This is a genomic window from Mesoplasma entomophilum, assembly GCF_002804125.1.
GTDB classification, from domain to species: Bacteria; Bacillota_I; Bacilli_A; order Mycoplasmatales; family Mycoplasmataceae; genus Mesoplasma; species Mesoplasma entomophilum.
This window is the reverse complement of record NZ_CP024966.1, coordinates 806004-823429: the sequence shown is the minus strand read 5'-3', so window position 1 is coordinate 823429 and position 17426 is coordinate 806004. Positions and strand designations below refer to the sequence as shown.

General features: G+C 28.2%; 16 protein-coding genes. 14 read left to right on the top strand and 2 right to left on the bottom strand.

What is annotated here, in order from left to right; genetic code table 4:
- Positions 1–31 precede the first annotated feature (31 nt).
- The 6 genes from rsmG to MENTO_RS03640 all read left to right on the top strand — a co-directional run bounded on the left by rsmG (position 32) and on the right by MENTO_RS03640 (position 5095).
- The gene (gene rsmG, locus MENTO_RS03665) at positions 32–736 is read left to right on the top strand and encodes a 16S rRNA (guanine(527)-N(7))-methyltransferase RsmG (RefSeq protein WP_167372697.1); all 705 of its coding nucleotides are present in this window, start codon (positions 32–34) and stop codon (positions 734–736) included.
- A complete protein-coding gene (locus MENTO_RS03660; protein ID WP_099651497.1) occupies positions 736–933 on the top strand; it encodes a DUF951 family protein in 198 nt (65 codons plus the stop codon). The genes rsmG and MENTO_RS03660 overlap by 1 nt, the downstream gene beginning before the upstream one ends.
- A gap of 2 nt (positions 934–935) precedes the next feature.
- On the top strand, positions 936–2030 hold the full coding sequence (gene ychF / locus MENTO_RS03655; protein WP_099651496.1) for a redox-regulated ATPase YchF: 1095 nt from the start codon (positions 936–938) through the stop codon (positions 2028–2030).
- 7 nt (positions 2031–2037) lie between these two features.
- Positions 2038–2715, top strand: coding sequence for a YgjP family zinc-dependent metalloprotease (locus tag MENTO_RS03650; protein WP_244162688.1), 678 nt, complete (start codon positions 2038–2040; stop codon positions 2713–2715).
- A gap of 176 nt (positions 2716–2891) precedes the next feature.
- Complete coding sequence (locus tag MENTO_RS03645; RefSeq protein WP_099651495.1) at positions 2892–4286, top strand: uracil-xanthine permease family protein; 1395 nt, start codon at positions 2892–2894, stop codon at positions 4284–4286.
- A 125-nt stretch (positions 4287–4411) separates the two neighbouring features.
- On the top strand, positions 4412–5095 hold the full coding sequence (locus MENTO_RS03640; protein ID WP_099651494.1) for a hypothetical protein: 684 nt from the start codon (positions 4412–4414) through the stop codon (positions 5093–5095).
- A 17-nt stretch (positions 5096–5112) separates the two neighbouring features.
- On the opposite strand, the gene MENTO_RS03635 is transcribed toward MENTO_RS03640, so the two are convergent.
- Positions 5113–7044 carry a type IA DNA topoisomerase gene (locus MENTO_RS03635; RefSeq protein ID WP_099651493.1) on the bottom strand — a complete coding sequence of 644 codons (1932 nt, stop codon included), beginning with the start codon at positions 7042–7044 and terminating at the stop codon, positions 5113–5115.
- 176 nt (positions 7045–7220) lie between these two features.
- On the opposite strand from MENTO_RS03635, the gene MENTO_RS03630 reads away from it, so the two are divergent.
- The 6 genes from MENTO_RS03630 to MENTO_RS03605 all read left to right on the top strand — a co-directional run bounded on the left by MENTO_RS03630 (position 7221) and on the right by MENTO_RS03605 (position 15207).
- Positions 7221–8549 carry an FAD-dependent oxidoreductase gene (locus MENTO_RS03630; protein WP_099651492.1) on the top strand — a complete coding sequence of 443 codons (1329 nt, stop codon included), beginning with the start codon at positions 7221–7223 and terminating at the stop codon, positions 8547–8549.
- Between the two features lie 28 nt (positions 8550–8577).
- On the top strand, positions 8578–10380 hold the full coding sequence (locus tag MENTO_RS03625) for a dicarboxylate/amino acid:cation symporter (RefSeq protein WP_099651491.1): 1803 nt from the start codon (positions 8578–8580) through the stop codon (positions 10378–10380).
- Positions 10381–10428: 48 nt separating this feature from the next.
- Complete coding sequence (gene gltX, locus MENTO_RS03620; RefSeq protein ID WP_099651490.1) at positions 10429–11877, top strand: glutamate--tRNA ligase; 1449 nt, start codon at positions 10429–10431, stop codon at positions 11875–11877.
- Positions 11878–11885: 8 nt separating this feature from the next.
- Positions 11886–13094 carry an HD domain-containing protein gene (locus tag MENTO_RS03615; protein ID WP_099651489.1) on the top strand — a complete coding sequence of 403 codons (1209 nt, stop codon included), beginning with the start codon at positions 11886–11888 and terminating at the stop codon, positions 13092–13094.
- Positions 13095–13118: 24 nt separating this feature from the next.
- Positions 13119–13535, top strand: coding sequence for a DNA-directed RNA polymerase subunit delta (gene rpoE, locus MENTO_RS03610; protein ID WP_167372696.1), 417 nt, complete (start codon positions 13119–13121; stop codon positions 13533–13535).
- A 73-nt stretch (positions 13536–13608) separates the two neighbouring features.
- Positions 13609–15207 (top strand): CTP synthase, encoded by a 1599-nt coding sequence (locus MENTO_RS03605; protein WP_099651487.1) that lies wholly within the window; start codon positions 13609–13611, stop codon positions 15205–15207.
- Between the two features lie 25 nt (positions 15208–15232).
- Here the strand turns inward: MENTO_RS03605 and MENTO_RS03600 are convergent, their stop codons facing one another.
- Entirely contained in the window at positions 15233–15745 is a 513-nt protein-coding gene (locus tag MENTO_RS03600; RefSeq protein ID WP_099651486.1) for a GNAT family N-acetyltransferase, read from the bottom strand.
- Positions 15746–15846: 101 nt separating this feature from the next.
- On the opposite strand from MENTO_RS03600, the gene MENTO_RS03595 reads away from it, so the two are divergent.
- Together MENTO_RS03595 and MENTO_RS03590 are read left to right on the top strand one after the other, a co-directional pair.
- A complete protein-coding gene (locus MENTO_RS03595) occupies positions 15847–16551 on the top strand; it encodes an ABC transporter ATP-binding protein (protein WP_099651485.1) in 705 nt (234 codons plus the stop codon).
- A complete protein-coding gene (locus MENTO_RS03590; protein ID WP_099651484.1) occupies positions 16551–17408 on the top strand; it encodes an ABC transporter permease in 858 nt (285 codons plus the stop codon). The genes MENTO_RS03595 and MENTO_RS03590 overlap by 1 nt, the downstream gene beginning before the upstream one ends.
- The last annotated feature ends 18 nt before the right edge of the window (positions 17409–17426 follow it).

The following is a 17426-nucleotide window of genomic DNA, read 5'->3' as shown; positions in this document are numbered from 1 at the left end:
TAAGTTAAAAGAAGAAAAGGAGATGTGAACAATGTTTAATAATTGAAAAATTTTTGAAGACAATTTAGGCTTTGTTCCATCAGAAGAAATAAAAGATAAATTAAATGAGTATTATAAAATACTTGTTGAAGAAAACTTAAAATATAATTTAACAAGAATAACAAATGAAGAAGATGTTTATGAAAAACATTTTTTAGATTCCTTATTATTTACAAAGGAAACAAAAATTGATAATCAAAAAATTATAGATATTGGAACAGGGCCTGGTTTCCCAGGAATAGTTTTAAAAATATTTTTTCCTGAAACAGACATTACTCTAATTGACTCAAATAATAAGAAGATAAATTTTCTTAACATTGTAATCAAAAAACTAAACCTAAAACAGATTGAAGCAAAACACGCAAGAGCAGAAGAATTGGCTAGAATTGAAAACGAAAAATATGATATAGCAATTTCTAGAGCTGTTGCATATTTGGATGTGATTTTAGAATTAGCCGTTAGATTCTTAAAGATTCAAGGAAAAATAATTTTGTTAAAAGGGCCAAGAGCTGATGAAGAAATAAAAAACTCAAAAAATATTGATCAAAAACTTAAAATAAAATTAACTAATAAACAGTCCCTTGCTGATACAGGTTTCGGAGAAAGAATAAATTTATTTTATGAAAAAGAAAAATCAACCCCAGAACTTTATCCAAGAGAATATGCGAAAATAGTTAAAGAGAGCGGTAAAAAATAATGCATACAGAATTACAAATTGGTAATTTAGTTGTCTTTAAAAAATCGCACCCAAGTGGAACTATAAAATGAGAACTGATTCGCATTGGTGCGCTATACAAATTTAAAAGTACTGACAAGTTTGATTTATTTATAGAATTAAGAAGAAGTGTTTTAGATAAACAAATAAAACAAATAATAAAAAAAGAAGGAGAATAATCATGAGTTTAAAAGTAGGAATAGTAGGATTACCAAATGTAGGTAAATCAACTTTATTTAATGCAATAACAAATTCAAATGTAGAAGCAGCGAATTATCCATTTGCAACAATAGAACCAAACGTAGGTGTTGTTGAAGTTCCAGACGAAAGATTAGATAAAATTAATGAAATATTTAATTCAAAGAAAAAAATAGCTACGACAATAGAATTTGTTGATATTGCAGGTTTAATTGCTGGAGCTTCAAAAGGTGAAGGTTTGGGTAATGCTTTTTTAGCTAACATTAGAGAGACTGATGCAATTTGTGAAGTTGTTAGATGTTTTGAAAATAAAGATATAACACACGTTGAGGGAAGTGTTGACCCTATTAGAGATATCGAAATCATTAATTTAGAGTTAATGTTATCTGATGAAGCAACCATTAAAAAACGTATTGAAAGAATAACTCCAAAAGTTCGTGGTGGAGATAAAACTTTTGCAGCTGAAATGGAAGTATTAAAAAAAGCCGAAGCTTGCTTAGAACAAAATAGGCTTTTAAACACTTTAGAATTAAACGAAGAAGAAAACAAAATTCTTAAAGGATTTCAATTTTTAACTGCTAAAACTTTTATTTACGTCGCTAATGTTAATGATGATGAATTAATGGATGACAATGATTATGTTAAACAGGTTAAAGAGTTTGCTTCTAAAAACAATGCTTCAGTAGTCAAAATATGTGCAAAAATTGAGGAAGATTTAAGTGAAGCAACTCCCGAAGAAAAAACAGAATTTTTAAATGATTTGGGTGTTAAATACTCAGGATTAGAACAAGTTATTAAGGCTGCTTATGAGGCTTTAGACTTAGAAACATATTTTACAGCTGGACCACAAGAAGCAAGAAGTTGACAGTACAAAAAAGGTTGAACTGCTCCTCAATGTGCAGGAGTTATCCATACAGATTTTGAAAGAGGATTCATCAAGGCTGACATTTATAATGTTAAAGATTTAATTGAATTAGGTGATGAAAAGAAAGTTAAAGAGTCTGGCAAAATGCGTCTTGAAGGTAAAGGCTACATTATGCAAGATGGTGATGTTTGCTTCTTTAAATTCAATGTCTAGTATAAAAATGAAAAAGACCTTGTCATATCAAGGCAATAATTTAAACTATACTATTACATATAAAGAACAAAAACACATCATTTTAAGGGTTGTGCAAGGTGAAGTGAGAATTAGTGCGCCACTTAACACAGCTGACTGAGAAGTTGAAAAAATTATTTATAAAAATATTTCAAAAATAGTTTCTGTTCAAAATCAACATATTATAGCCTCAGTATATGACCTAAATACATTGAAACCATGAGTTAAAATATTTGATGAGGAAATAGAAATTATAATAGATGAAACTTTAACTAGATCAAAAATTGAAAATAATAAAATTTATATGAAAAATTATTTTAATCACGAAGAACAAATTAAAAAACTTTACAGTATATTAGCTAAGCATTACAAAAACTGATTTATATCAAGAACAATAGATTGAAGTTTAAAAATGAATGTTCAATTTAGAAATGTTAATGTTAAATTAATGAAAGCTAAATGAGGATATTGTTTACCAAAAGAACTGAAGATTGCCTATAATACTAAATTACTACATTTTAATGATGAAATTATCAGTTATGTTATCATTCATGAATTAACTCATATCTTGCATCCAAATCATTCAAAAGAGTTTTGACACTTTGTTGAAAGATACTGTCCAAACTATAAGGAATTACAAACTCAATTAAATTCAACAGGAATATAGATTTTTTTATTTAAATAACCTATAATAAATTTTAGGATTTATTGGAGGTTATTATGAAGAAGTCAAATATAACAATTCACGATAAGCCGTCAATAATCATAAATAAGTTTTTAACAACCAAATAATCGTCTTTTATAGACGATTATTTTTTTTGTAAAAACAGAAAGAGGGGAAAAATGCAAGAAGTAAAACAAGAAGAAATTGGCTTGGCTTTAGAGCCTAGAGAAAAACCTAAAAGCTATTGTCAGTGATTTATATTTTCAATTCAACATGTATTTGCAATGTTTGGTTCAACAGTACTTGTGCCAATTATTATTAATGGTTTAGCGAATGAAGTTGTTATGACATCATCAATGGCCTTATTTTGCTCAGGAGTAGGTACATTAATTTATATTGCTCTGACTAAGGCAAAAGTTCCAATGTATTTAGGAAGCTCATTTGCTTATATGACTGCGATCGGAATGAATTATCAAGCTTATGGAAATTCAGTGTTTGTTGCTATTATGGTTGCAGGGCTAATTTATATTTTATTTGGAATATTAGTTTACTATTTGGGTACTGGTTTTATTGAAAAAATATTCCCAGTTATTGTTATAGGACCTTTAATCATGGTTATTGGACTAAGCGCTGCTCCATCAGCACTTGCTAACGCAGGAATTACAAGCGCAAAAAGTTGAGCTGAAGCAGCAAAGGGCTATAAACAATGAATTGCAGCTTTAATTGCGATATTCACTTTTATGGTAACAGTGATAGTTACATTAAAAGCTAAAGGTATAGCAAAAGTTATACCAGTAATGATTGGTATTTTGTCAGGTTTTGTCTTAAGTTTAATAATTCATTTTTCAATGAAGAATTCAACATTAATAGATACCACAAAAATAACCGATGTTTCGCAGTGAGAGTGATATCCTTCATTTAAACCGTTATGAAAACAAGAAGCAAAAAATATTTTGCCAGCTATATTAGCAATCTCACCATTAGCAATAATTGCAATGGCTGAACATATTGGTGATCATATAGCGATGGGTTATATAACTAAAAAGGATTTTGTAAAAGACCCAGGTATTCATAGGACATTAATTGCAGATGGTGTTTCAATTGTATTTGATGGATTAGTTGGTGGACCACCAAATACAACATATGGTGAAAATACAGCGGTTATTGGTATGACAAAAGTTGCATCTGTGTGGGTTACAGGTGGAGCTGCAGTTATAGCAATTATATTATCGTTTGTTGCACCAGTTAACCAAATAATATCAATGCTACCAGAACCAGTAATGGGTGGTGTTGGAATAATCATGTTTGGATTTATAAGTATAAATGGTGTAAGAATTATGGTTACAAGCAAAACTGACTTTATGAATATGCGAAATGTATTTATATCAGCAACTGTTTTAGTAATAGGAGTTGTTCTTAGTGTTCTTGGAGAAGAAATAAACATAAGCTCATTCAATCTTCCAGGATTAGGATTAGCAGCGTTTACAGGAATTATTTTAAATTTAGTATTACCAACTAATCTTAATGACGGCTTCTGAATAATAAACTGAATAAAATCAAAATTCAAAAAATAAAACGCAAAGCGTTTTATTTTAATCTTTTGCTATTATTGATTAGTAAATTAGTTAAATTTCTTATCACTCAAGTGTTAAATAAAACTTACTCTTTTTTTGTATAATAAGTTTTTAAGGTGGTATTCATGAAAAAAGTTGAAAAAATTTTAAAAAATAATGTATTTATTGATGAAAGAACGCATAAATATTATTTAAATGGAATAGAAGTAGAAAAACCAAGTGTCACTAAACTAATGGACTTATTGCCCCATCATGTTTTTGATACATCATTTGCGAAAACATCTGAAGGAAAGCAAATACTTGAATTTGGAATAATTAGAGGACTTCATTTGCATAAAATTGCCGAAAATTTCATAAATAACGGAGTTGAAAAAAGCTGTTGTCAAACCTATTCACATGCTGAAATGAAAGACTGATTGATATCAGTTTTAAATAAAATAACAATTGACTTTCCTGAGTCAGAAGGATGAGAAATAATAAGTGAATTATCGATGATAGGTAAAGAATATGTTGGTACATTGGATATATTAATAATTAATTCAAAACTGAAAAAATATGTGATTGGTGACATTAAAACAACAAAGCTACTTGCCAAAAATAAAGAAGCACTACAAGTTGTTTTATACAACGAATTATTAAAAGAAAGATTCAAAGAAGTTAAATTTTCAAATTTTGAATTACAAAGTTATTTTGTTATAAATTGTAATAATATTAATAAGCAAATTTATTTAATAGATGATGAAACATTAGAAAATGCATTAAAGGAAAAAGATGAAATTTTTTCAATTTTAAAATCCTTAAAATCGTAATAAAAAAGGACAAAGGATTAATTCTTTGTCTTTTCTTTTTCTTCTTTTGGTTTTGCTACATATTCTAATCACGAACCATCTTTTTGTTCATATTCACGATATCCACATTTTGTAGTAGTAAAGTTTGAGCAACCTCTTCCCCTACCAAATTTTGATTTAATAAAAACTAAGCTACCTTCATGACATCTTGGACATTTAATGTCACTAGTTTTTGCTTCCTGAATTTGTGCTTTAACAGATTCACTAAGTTCTTCATATATAGATTTAATTCAATCTTTATGATCAAAGCTACCTTCGGCAATTTCATCAAGGGTTTCTTCCATTTTAGCAGTGTAATTAAAATTAAAAAAATCCTCATATTTTTGGTATAAAAATTCTTCTGCTTGATAACCTTTTTCTGTTACTTCAAAAGGTTTACCTCTATGAGGTATAGCGTATTCACGTTCTTTTAGTTTTGAAAGAGTTGGAGTATAAGTAGAAGGTCTCCCAATCCCTAAATCTTTCAATTCTCTAACAAGACTAGCCTGGTTAAACATTCTTGGAGGAGAAGTTTTAGCATCCTCAGTAATGATTGCTTCTTTACCTATAGTAAAAACATAATTTTCTTTAAATTCAAAAGGTGGTTTAACTTCGTAATCATTTGAAATTTCATCGTCATTTTCATCAAGCTCGATATCCTCATCAGTTTCTGATTTATCTAATTTGTTGTATCCTAAATCTAAAACCTCTTTTCAACTTTGCTTAAATTCATAACCGTTATTTCAGAAAGTCCAGTTATGGTAGAAACCACTTGGTCCTTTCATTAATGATTTAACTGTATTTCATCAAATTAAATTGTAAAGTCTGATCATATTTTTGTCTTCAATTTGTGAAGAAATACTTTCAGGTCTTTGATTTAAATCAGTTGGTCTAATTGATTCATGTGCCTCCTGAGCATTTGCTTGTGTTTTAACTGTAACAGCTTCTTTGAAAAGATCACCTTTAAAATTTTTATTAATAAAGTTTTTAGCTTCAGCAACAAAATCACTTGAGTATCTGTTTGAGTCTGTTCTTATATAAGTAACAAGTCCAGCTTCATAAAGTTTTTGAGCTGCAACTGTAATTTGAGCAGCACTCATTCTTAATTTGCTAAATCCATCTTGCAACAAACTTGCTGTAGAGTAAGGTTTAAAACTTCTAACTTCAAACTCTTTAGATTTATATTTTGTGCACTTGTACTCAACACCTAAATTATTTTTAATAACTTTTGATTGCTCTTCAGAAATGTAATAATTTTTTGGATCGTTAACGACTAAGTTGTTGTCATCTTTATATAAAAATAACTTAACATTTTGTTTTTCGTCAACAACAAATATTTTTTTATAAACAATTTCAACGAAAGCTTTAATTATTTTGTCTCGATCAACTAGAATTTTTAAAGCAGGTGTTTGAACTCTACCAGCACTTAATAAACCTGTGCTCTTTTGCAATGAGTTAGAAACCATGTACCCAATAATTTTGTCTAACATTTGTCTAGATAATTGAGCATTAACTAAATCTAAATCAATTTCTCTCATTTCGCTAAAAGCCTTAACAATTGCGCTCTCAGTAATTTCATTAAATGCAATTCTTTTTATTTCTTTATTGTCTTTTGTAAATAAATTTGCAAGGTGTCAAGCAATGGCTTCTCCCTCACGGTCAGGATCGGAAGCAAGAATAATTTTGTCAGCATTTTTTCCAGCTTTAACAATTTCTGAAACATTTTTTCTTTTCGTTGCTTCAATTTTAAAAGTTGGTGTCATTGTTTGAAGGTCTATACCTAAACCTCAAGGGCCAGAGTCAGCAATTTTATTAATGTGCCCACCGCTAGCTAAAACCTCAAAAGAATCTTCTGAAAAGTTTTTTTCTAGATAATGCTTTATTTTTTCAACCTTTGACGGTGATTCAAGTAATACTAAATATTTTGTCATATTCACACTTCTTTCATTGAATAATTAAAACCTTTTCAGAAGAGAATTTCAACTAAAATTGTTTTTTTTAAATTTGTGCATATATATATTATTAAATTAAAACTATAGTTTTATGATAACTTTTTACTTTTTTAAAAATAGGACTATAATATAAATAATTTCAAAAAGGAGTAAAAATGAAAACAATTATTATTGGTGGTTCTGCAACTGGTATGGGTGTTGCGGCTAAACTTAAAAGATTAGATAAGAATAGTGAAATAATCGTTATTCAAGATAAGGATTATGTTTCCCTTGGAGCATGTGGAATCCCATATTTTGTAGGTCATAATTTTGAAAATCCTGAAACATTAATTGCAAGAAAAATTGAAAAGTTTGAAGAATCAGGAATTTCTGTATTAAGTAAAACTAAAGTTGAAAGTATTGATTTTGATAATAAAGTCATTTTATTTAAAAATGAAAAAATATCTTATGATAATTTGGTAATTGCTGTTGGAGCTAAACCTATAGTTCCGGATATTAAGAATATTGATGCTAAAAATATTTTTACTGTTAATTCTAAAGAGGACGGAATAATTATTAAAAACACTATTACTGATAATAGTAAAGTCCTAATAATAGGATCAGGACTTATAGGGCTTGAAATGGTTGAAAATATCAAGCATGCAACAAAAGCAAAAATATCAATTATTGAAAAAGCCGATCGTGTGCTTAAAAATTTATTTGATAAAGAGTTTACTGATTTAGTTGAAAATGAAATCATTAAACAAGGTATAAACTTATGTAAAGAAAATGAAGTAATCGAATTTATAAAAGATTCAAATAATAAAGTGTGTGCAGCTAAAACAATAAAAGGTGAAATTATTGAGTGTGATGTTGTAATTTTAAGTATTGGTGTTTTGCCAAATACACATTTTTTAAAAGATTCAAAATTGGAATTAGAAAAAAATGGAGCTATTAAAATTAATGAATATTGTGAAACTAACATTCCAAATGTGTATGCAGGCGGAGATTGTTGTAGTAGTTTAAGTTATTTATATAAAAACACAAGAACATTTTACCTAGCGACTGTTGCTAACAAACAAGCAAAAATTATAGCAAATAATATAAATCAAAATAAATCTAGTAAATTTGTTGGAGCATTAGGAACAACAATAATAAGGTTTTTTGATTTAGAGTTAGCAAGAACTGGCGAAAATAGAATGTTTATTGAAATGAACAATATACAAACAAAAGAAATACTAATAAAAGATAAAGATCATACTAATTATTTAAGTGGTCAGGAAGATTTATGATTAAGAATAATTATTGATTTGAAGACAAAAGAAATAATAAATGCACAAATGATAGGTAAAAATAAATCTGTTTTAAGAATTTACGGACTTGTTGGATTAATTTGAGCAAAGACTAAAGTGGATGAAGCTTTAGAGCAAATTGATTTACCATATTCTCCACCATTTTCACGTACAACAGATATTATTCATATTGCTCTAAGTAAGCTAACATAAAATAAATAAAGAAAAAGAGGACATAAAAATGTTATTAAGCAGTTTCAAAGAAACTTTTCTTCAAAACTTTTTAAGCATAAGCACATGGCAATCACTTTTAGCGATTGTATTGTTTTTTGGTTTAATGGGTGGGTTTTGATATGGATTAAAGCAAATAAAAATTAAGTTTGTATACAGAATTTTAATTGGAATGAGTATAGGATTAATATTTGGTATAGTTATTCAAGCTATTATAGGTTTTCCTGGGGGTTCATGATTTTCACATGATGGAAAATCAGCTTGGGCACTAGTGGATGGAAACTGATTGGATATTTCAGAATATTATATTAAAAAACCAAATCTTGAAGGAATGAAAGAAATAAAAGGTGATTATGTTCAAATAAAAACAATAATCGGAATAGAAGGATATGAAGCGGTAATAAATGGTCTAACAAAGATATCTTTATTTAAAGATGCAAAAGGTGAAAATGTTGCTTTTATTTCTGCAATTTCTTTTTCACCAGAAATCAAATCTGGGATTGATTGAATAATTGAATTTAACACATGAGCATCAATGTTAAGACAAATATTTATTAATGGTATTTTACTAATTACAATACCTGTTGTATTTATTGCAATTTTTAGAGTTGTTGCTAAACCTGGAAACAAAGGTTTGGGAAGAATATCAGGAAAAGCTATAGCTATATTATTAATTAACGTTGCTATAGCTTTCACAATAACTTTCTGAATAGGATATGCTTTAAAAATTGGAAAAGGATTAAATTTTGATCAACAAATACCTGGTGGTTCTGGAAGAACAGACTCTAAAGCTTTACCAGAAATAATTTGAGGGTATATACCATCTAATTTTGTTGCTACATTATCAGCAACAGCGATTATACCTGTTATTGTACTTGCTGCGTTAATTGGATACGCTACAACATTCGTAAGAAAAAAACATGCTGAGTCAATGGATAATTTAATGAACTTCATGGACAGAGCTTGGGATATAGTTATGTCTATATTAATGACATTTATGAAAATAATGCCATTAGCAGTAATGGCTATGTTAACAACATCAATCACGACTAGAGCAATAGGCGCATTGGCATCTATTGGTTTAATATTAGCTGTTGGATATTTAGGTTTAATAATTATGCTAGGATTTATGACATTAATTTTATTTTTATCAGGAATAAATGTAAAAGCATGATGAAAAAATGCATGAAAACCTTTAATTCAAGGTTTCTCAACACAATCATCAAATGCAACTTTACCAGTTACAATTGACACTTTAACAAATGAAATGAAAATTAAAGAAAAAGTAACAAGTATTGTTGCACCCCTATCAACATCTCTTGGATTAGTAGCTTGCGCAGGAGTTCAAGCCGGCTTGATAACATCTGTTTTATATACAGGATCAGCAACCGTTGCTGAGATGAATATTTTTGCATTCTTTATTTTAGGATTATTCACAACAATAGTAGCAAGTATTGGAATTGCTGGTGTGCCCGGTACAGCAACAGTCGTTACGTCAGCTGTTTTAAATGGAATTGGTTTTGGAACTTACTTTGCTCCTGTGTATGCAATTTTTGGAGCAATTGATGGTTTATTTGACATGGGTAGAACAGCAACTAATGTAACTGGAGGAGTTTTTGCGGCGACACTTGTAGCGAAAGATGAATTATTGTTTGATGAAGGAACCGAATTAATTTCTGAAAAAAAATTAAAAACATTAATTGAAAATAAAAATATAAAAGAAGAAAGTAAAAAGGCAAAGCAAGCTGATAAACCCGAAAAACAAAAGAATAAAGTTGAAAAGCAAAAAGTTCAAAAGAAAACAAAAAAATAAAAAAATTGGTAAAATAAATAAAGTTTGAGATTTTATAAAGGAGAACACATGACTAAGTTTAGATTAAGATATGCACCTTCACCAACAGGGTTTTTACATATTGGAAATACAAGAACAGCTTTAATGAATTATTTATTTGCTAAACACTATAATGGAGATTTCATTGTAAGAATAGAGGACACTGATTTAGAAAGAAATGTTGATGTCGCTATTGAGTCGCAATTTGAAAATTTAAGTTGATTAGGAATAAATGCAGATGAATCTTTTTTAAAACCTGGTGATTCTAAATACGGTAAATACATGCAATCACAAAAGTTTGAAAGATATGAACAATTAGCTAATGAACTTATATCTCAAAAAAAAGCATATCGTTGTTTTTGTACAACTGAAGAGTTAGAAAAAGATTATGAAGAACAAGTTGCTAAAGGAATCACAGCAACTAAATACTCAGGCAAATGTGCAAAACTAAGTGAACTTGAAATTGAATCAAACTTGAAATTAAATAAGGATTTTTCAATAAGATTCTTAGTCCCAGAAACTATTTTAAATATCAAGGACTTTATAAAAGGTGACATTACATTTGATTCAAAAGAATTAGGTGACTTTGTTATTTTAAAAACTAATAAAATTGCAACATATAACTTTGCTGTTGTAGTTGATGATTTTGATATGGAAATTTCTCACGTTTTAAGAGGTGAAGAACATATTTCAAATACACCAAGACAAATATTAATCTATCAAGCATTTGGTTGGGATACTCCAGAATTTGGTCACATGTCATTAATTGTTGACTCAACTGGTAAAAAATTATCAAAAAGAAGTGGTAACGCTTTATTCTTTATTGAACAGTACAAAAACCAAGGTTACTTACCAGAAGCAATGTTTAACTATATTTCATTACTAGGATGATCACCAGTTGGTGAAAAAGAATTATTAACTAAGCAAGAATTAATTTCTATGTTTGACGATAAACGTTTCAGTAAATCTCCATCAACATTTGATATGACAAAAATGAAATGAATAAATTCTCAATATATGAAAGCATTAACTGAAGAGCAATATTTAGAGTTTACAAAAAAATTTATTAACCAAAATGAATTTAATACATCTTTAAAAACAGCAGAATGATTAAATCAAGTTTTATTATTATTTAAAAAAGAATTAGAATTTGCGGAACAAATTAATAACCATTTATCAATTTTCTTTAAAGATATGGAAATATCAAATGATACTTTTGAAGTTCTAAGATCAATTGATGAGAGCATAAAAGTAATCGAAGAATTTAAAAATCAAATTAATGGTTTATCTACTTGAGAAGTTGAGTCTATCAAATTATTAATTAAATCAGTTAGTGAAGTAACAAACAAAAAAGGCAAAGAACTATTCATGCCAATCAGAATTGCTGCTTCAAATTCTGAACATGGTCCTTCGTTAGCAGATGTTATTTATTTATTGGGAAAAGAAAAGGTTTTAGCAAATATTGCTAAAATCAAATAGGTATGAATATGGAAAAAGTTTTTAGAGATAGTGTGCATGGTGATATTTTTATTCATGATGAAATTTTTATGGAAATAATTAATACTCCAGAAATGCAACGTTTAAGAAGAATACTTCAACTAGGTGGTGCTCAATTTGCTTATGCAGGAGCATCACATACAAGATTTACACATTGTATTGGTGTTTATCATATAATTTCGCAATTTCTTCAATCACCAGATTTTATTAAAATATCTGAAAAAGATAAAAAAAATGTTTTACTAGCTGGATTAATGCATGATATTGGTCATGGACCATTTTCTCATACATTTGAAAAAATAAGCAAAAGAAGCCATGAAGAGTATAGTGCTGATATAATTAGAAATCCAAAAGGAAATATTTCGAAAATATTAAAAAAACATAAAGTTGATCCAGAAGATATAGTTGCTATATTAGAAGGAAAACATTCAAATAAAATTTTAAATTCTTTAGTAAGTAGTCAATTAGATGCAGATAGAATTGACTACTTAATGAGAGATTCATACCACTGTGGTGTTAATTATGCTTCGTTAGACACGGAATTTTTAATTAGAAGTGTTAGAATTGTGGATGATAAGATTGTTTTCCCCAAAAAAACGATTCACGCAATTGAATCTTATTTACTTGGAAGATATCATATGTACAAACAAGTTTATGAGCATAAAATATCAACAGGGTTTGATGTAACTCTTATAAGTTGATTTGAAAGAATAGTTGATTTAAACAAAAAAGGATATGACTTTAAGGACCAAAGAATAAATAATTATTTTAGTTATATTTTTAATGGACAAAATATCCCAATAGATTTATACTTAATTTTAGATGATTTTACAATGTTTGATATCATGAAAAGTTGTCAGAAAGAAAACGATCACATTCTTAGTGATTTATCAGACAGATTAATAAATAGAAATTTCCTAAAACTAAAAGAAGCTGATGAATTTAAAATAAGGGAAATTAAAACTTTATTAAAAGAACAAGGCAAGGAAACTAAATACTACTTTATTGAACCAAAATTCAAAAAACCAAGTATTTATAGGGACGGCGAAATTGATGGCAAAGATCAGACTATTCATATAGTTGATAAAAACAATACTGTAAAATCATTAACTAAATTTAGTTTATTAGCTAATACAGTAAAATATATTGAAGATGAAAAAACAATTAAAAAATACTTTTTCCCAAAAGAAGTAATGTAAAAATAGAAAGTAAGGGTGAATAGAATGGAAAGTTTATCAAATATTGATTTAGTTTACGAAGTTTTAAAAAAACGCAAAAATCCAATGAAATTAATGGCTATTTGAGAAGCAATCAAAGATAAAGCAATTAATCACAAAAATGATGAAAATGAAGCTATTGCTGATTTATATAGTGATTTAGTTCTTGATGTTAGATTTGCTCTTTCTACTAAAGGTGAGTGAGCTTTAAGCGATGATTCAAAAATTGAAGATGTTAAGAAAAAGTTTGACTCAAAACCAATTAAAAAGAAAACAACTGAAACTGATGACGAGATAGAGGGTACATTATCAGAAGATGATGATGATGAAAATCCTGAAGTTTACGACGATCTTTTCGTTGAAGAAGAAGAAGACGATTCAACTTCAATTTATTATAATGAAGATGAAGACGAAAATATGTAATAATTAAAGGAAAGTTGCGACTTTTATGTTTTAGCAACTTTTTTTATTTTTTAGAAAATAGGGAGATAGATTTATGGCAAAATTTGTGTTTGTAACAGGTGGGGTAGTTTCAGGCTTAGGAAAAGGAATTACAGCTAGTTCATTAGGAAACTTATTAAAAGCAAGTGGATTAAAAGTGTTTATGCAAAAATTTGATCCATATTTAAATGTGGACCCAGGAACAATGAGCCCTTATCAACATGGAGAAGTTTTTGTTACTGATGATGGCGGAGAAACAGACTTAGATTTAGGACATTATGAAAGATTTATTGATGAGAAACTAACAAGGATGTCATCAACATCAGCGGGTAAAATTTACTTGGAAACAATTAATGCTGAAAGACGTGGAGATTGAGGAGGCCAAACTATACAAGTTGTTCCTCATATTACTGATTCAATTAAAAATAAAGTTTATCAGGCGGCTAAAACTTCTGGAGCTGATGTTATTATTTCTGAAATTGGTGGTACTGTTGGTGATATTGAATCTCAACCATTTATTGAAGCAATTAGACAAATAAGAATGGAACAAGGGAAAGAAAATGTTGTGTTTATTCATGTAGCATTGCTTTTATTTTTAAATGCGTCAAAAGAATACAAGACGAAACCTATTCAAATGTCTGTAAAAGAACTATTAAGTTTAGGAATTCAACCAGACATTATAGTTCAAAGAACTGATAAGCATTCTTCAAAAGAAATTAAAGAAAAAATATCATTATTTTGTAATATTCCTACAAGCAATGTTATTGATGCTATTGACAAAGAATCAATATATGAAGTTCCATTAGAAATGTATGAACAAAACTTACACGGATTAGTTCTAGAACAATTACAAATTAAAACTAAAAAAACAGATATGAAATCTTGAACAAAATTTTGTGAAAAAATTAAGGCATCAAACGAAGAGTTTGAAGTTACATTTGTAGGAAAATATATTGAATTGCAAGATGCCTATTTATCAGTTATCGAATCTTTAAAAATTGCAGGTTATGAGTTTAAAAGAAAATTAAAAATAAATTGAGTTCAAGCTGACAAATTAAATGAATCAAACTATAAAGAAGTTTTACAAAATGCAAAAGGTATTTTAGTTCCTGGTGGTTTTGGAGACAGAGGGATTGAAGGAATGATTTTAGCATCTAAGTTTGCTAGAGAAAATAATGTACCTTATTTAGGAATTTGTTTAGGAATGCAAATTGCAACTATTTCAATGGCCAGAGATTGGTTAAACTTGCCTGAAGCAAACTCAACTGAATTTGATCATTCAGGTGCTGTACCTATTTTTGATTTCATTAGGGGGATAGATGTTCAAAATTTAGGTGGTACACTGAGATTAGGAGCATTCTATAAAACAACAATTAAAGAAGGAACTATAGCAGAAAAGCTTTATGGAAGTAGAGAAGTTTTTGAAAGACATAGACATAGATATGAATTTAATAATGAATACAAAAAACCATTAGAAGAAAAAGGTTTAGTATTTTCAGGTATCTATGAAGAAAAACAATTAGTAGAAATTGTAGAATTACCAAATCACCCATTTTTTGTCGGAAGTCAATATCACCCAGAGTTTACTTCAAGACCAAATAAACCAAATCCGTTATTTAAAGGATTTGTTGAAGCTATAGTTAATAATAAATAATAAAAAAATCTCTCACGAGATTTTTTTATTTTATTCAAAACCTTTTAAGGGTCTTGTCTCCATTAGATCTGGAATCTTCATAAACTCCACCGTTGTTTAAAATAACTTTTTCAGAAGCAATATTAGATTCTAAACAAGTTATTAAAATTTCATTTATTCCTTCTTTTTTGGCTATTTTTATGGTTTGTTTTAGCATTTCTGTAGCATACCCTCTTTTTCTGAGAGAAGGAACTACACCATAACCTATATGCCCACCAAAATTTAAAAGATACTCATTAAGTTTAAGTCTTAAATTAATGAAACCTATAACTTTATTTTCATCATCTATAGCAATATACTGATAAAAAGGCATCCACCCAGGGTTTCCAACACCTTTTTGAACAAACTCTAATCAATCCTCAATTCTATAGAATGAAAGTATATCTGAAGAACCTTGAATGTTATCAATAATATCGTTTGGATACTTTTTAAAATCTTCTAAAGCTTTTAAAATTTCTTCTATATGCTCTCATTGAGGCCTAACAACTTTAAGTTTCATATTTGCTCCTTTTATTTGTATTAATTCTACACTAATTTTTTTTGAGTATTCCTATTTATCTTATTAGTGCTAATATTATATTTATATGTAAAGGAGACATTATGAAAAATATAATTGAAATAAGTAATTTGAGAAAAGCATTTAAAAATAAAGTTGTATTAGATAATTTGAACCTTGATATTAAAGAAGGCGAAAGAGTAGCAATTATGGGTGCAAATGGTTGTGGTAAAACAACTTTAGTGGAAATGATAGCTCAATTCAACAATCCGGATAAGGGAACAATAAAAATTAATTTAGAAGGTAACATTAAAAATGAAATTGGAATTCAATTACAAACAGGTGATTGACCAGCGGGAATAACACCATTAGACATGTTAGCTTTTTACAGAAGTATATATCCTAAATTTACAAAAGAATGAGAAAGCACAATTGCTGAAGTTTTTGATATTAAAGAATTTATCAAGACACCATTAAAAAAACTTTCAGGTGGTCAAAAACAAAGATTTAATGCAATGATTTCTGTCATGAATAATCCCAAAATTGTTATATTAGATGAACTAACAACGGGATTAGATATGGAACTTCAATACAAAATAACAGACTTTTTTAGAGATAGCGTTAAAAAATATAAGCAAACGTTATTACTTGTTTCTCACCATCCAGAAGAAGTTGAAATTTTATGTGACAGAATAATAATAATTAAAGATGGCAGAATTTTCTTTGACAAAAAGATTTCTGAAGTAATAAAAAAATATGGATCAGTTAGAGACTTAATGAATTTATTCTTTAAAGGAGAAATAAAATAATGTTTAAAAAAATCGATACATTTAATTTTAAAAAACAATCAAGCATATTTAAAAATTTAACATTGCTAGTTTATAAATCATTTATTAAAGAACCAAGAAGTATTATTTTTATGCTTATTGTTCCAATATTTTTCTCAGTTATGTTTTTCTTTATATTTAAAGAAAAATCTGGACAATACGCTGGTTCTTTATTGTTAAACTATGCATTATTACCATGTTTAACTGTATTAACATCACTAACTCCAGCAATAGTTGAATGGAAAAACTCTGTGTTCTTAAAAAGAATAGATATAACTGGAGTTAAAAAAAGTATGTTTATTGCATCGATCTGACTTGTATATTTATTAGCTGGATTATTTTTTTACATTTTAGTTTTCAGTTTTAATTTAGTTTTCAGTATTGCTGTTTTAGGAACAAACAATAGTAACTCTCTTCTGCAATCTTTTAAAACTATAAATTTTGGTTATTTATTATTAGCTATTATTTTAATTTGTGCAACATCTATTGCATTGGCAACATTATTTGGCGGAATTGCAAACTCATCTGGTTCAATTCAAGGTGTAGTTATGATGGTTTATTTCTTTAGTATTTTCTTATCAGGAGTTATGTTACCTGCGGATTCTTTATATTCAAACAAAGGAATAGTTATATTTACATACTTTATTCCACATAAATATCCTGTTTTCCTATATATGTATGCTTTAGATTCAGAAAGATGACTAAGTTCTGTTTCAGGATCACAAGGAATAGTTAAAAGTTTTACATCAAGCTGACAACCAATAGTAGGTTCATTAGCAATTCTTGCAGGATTATTTACACTGACAACATTCACATTTAAGTGAACTGCAAAAAGATAAATTAAAATTATTTTTTTA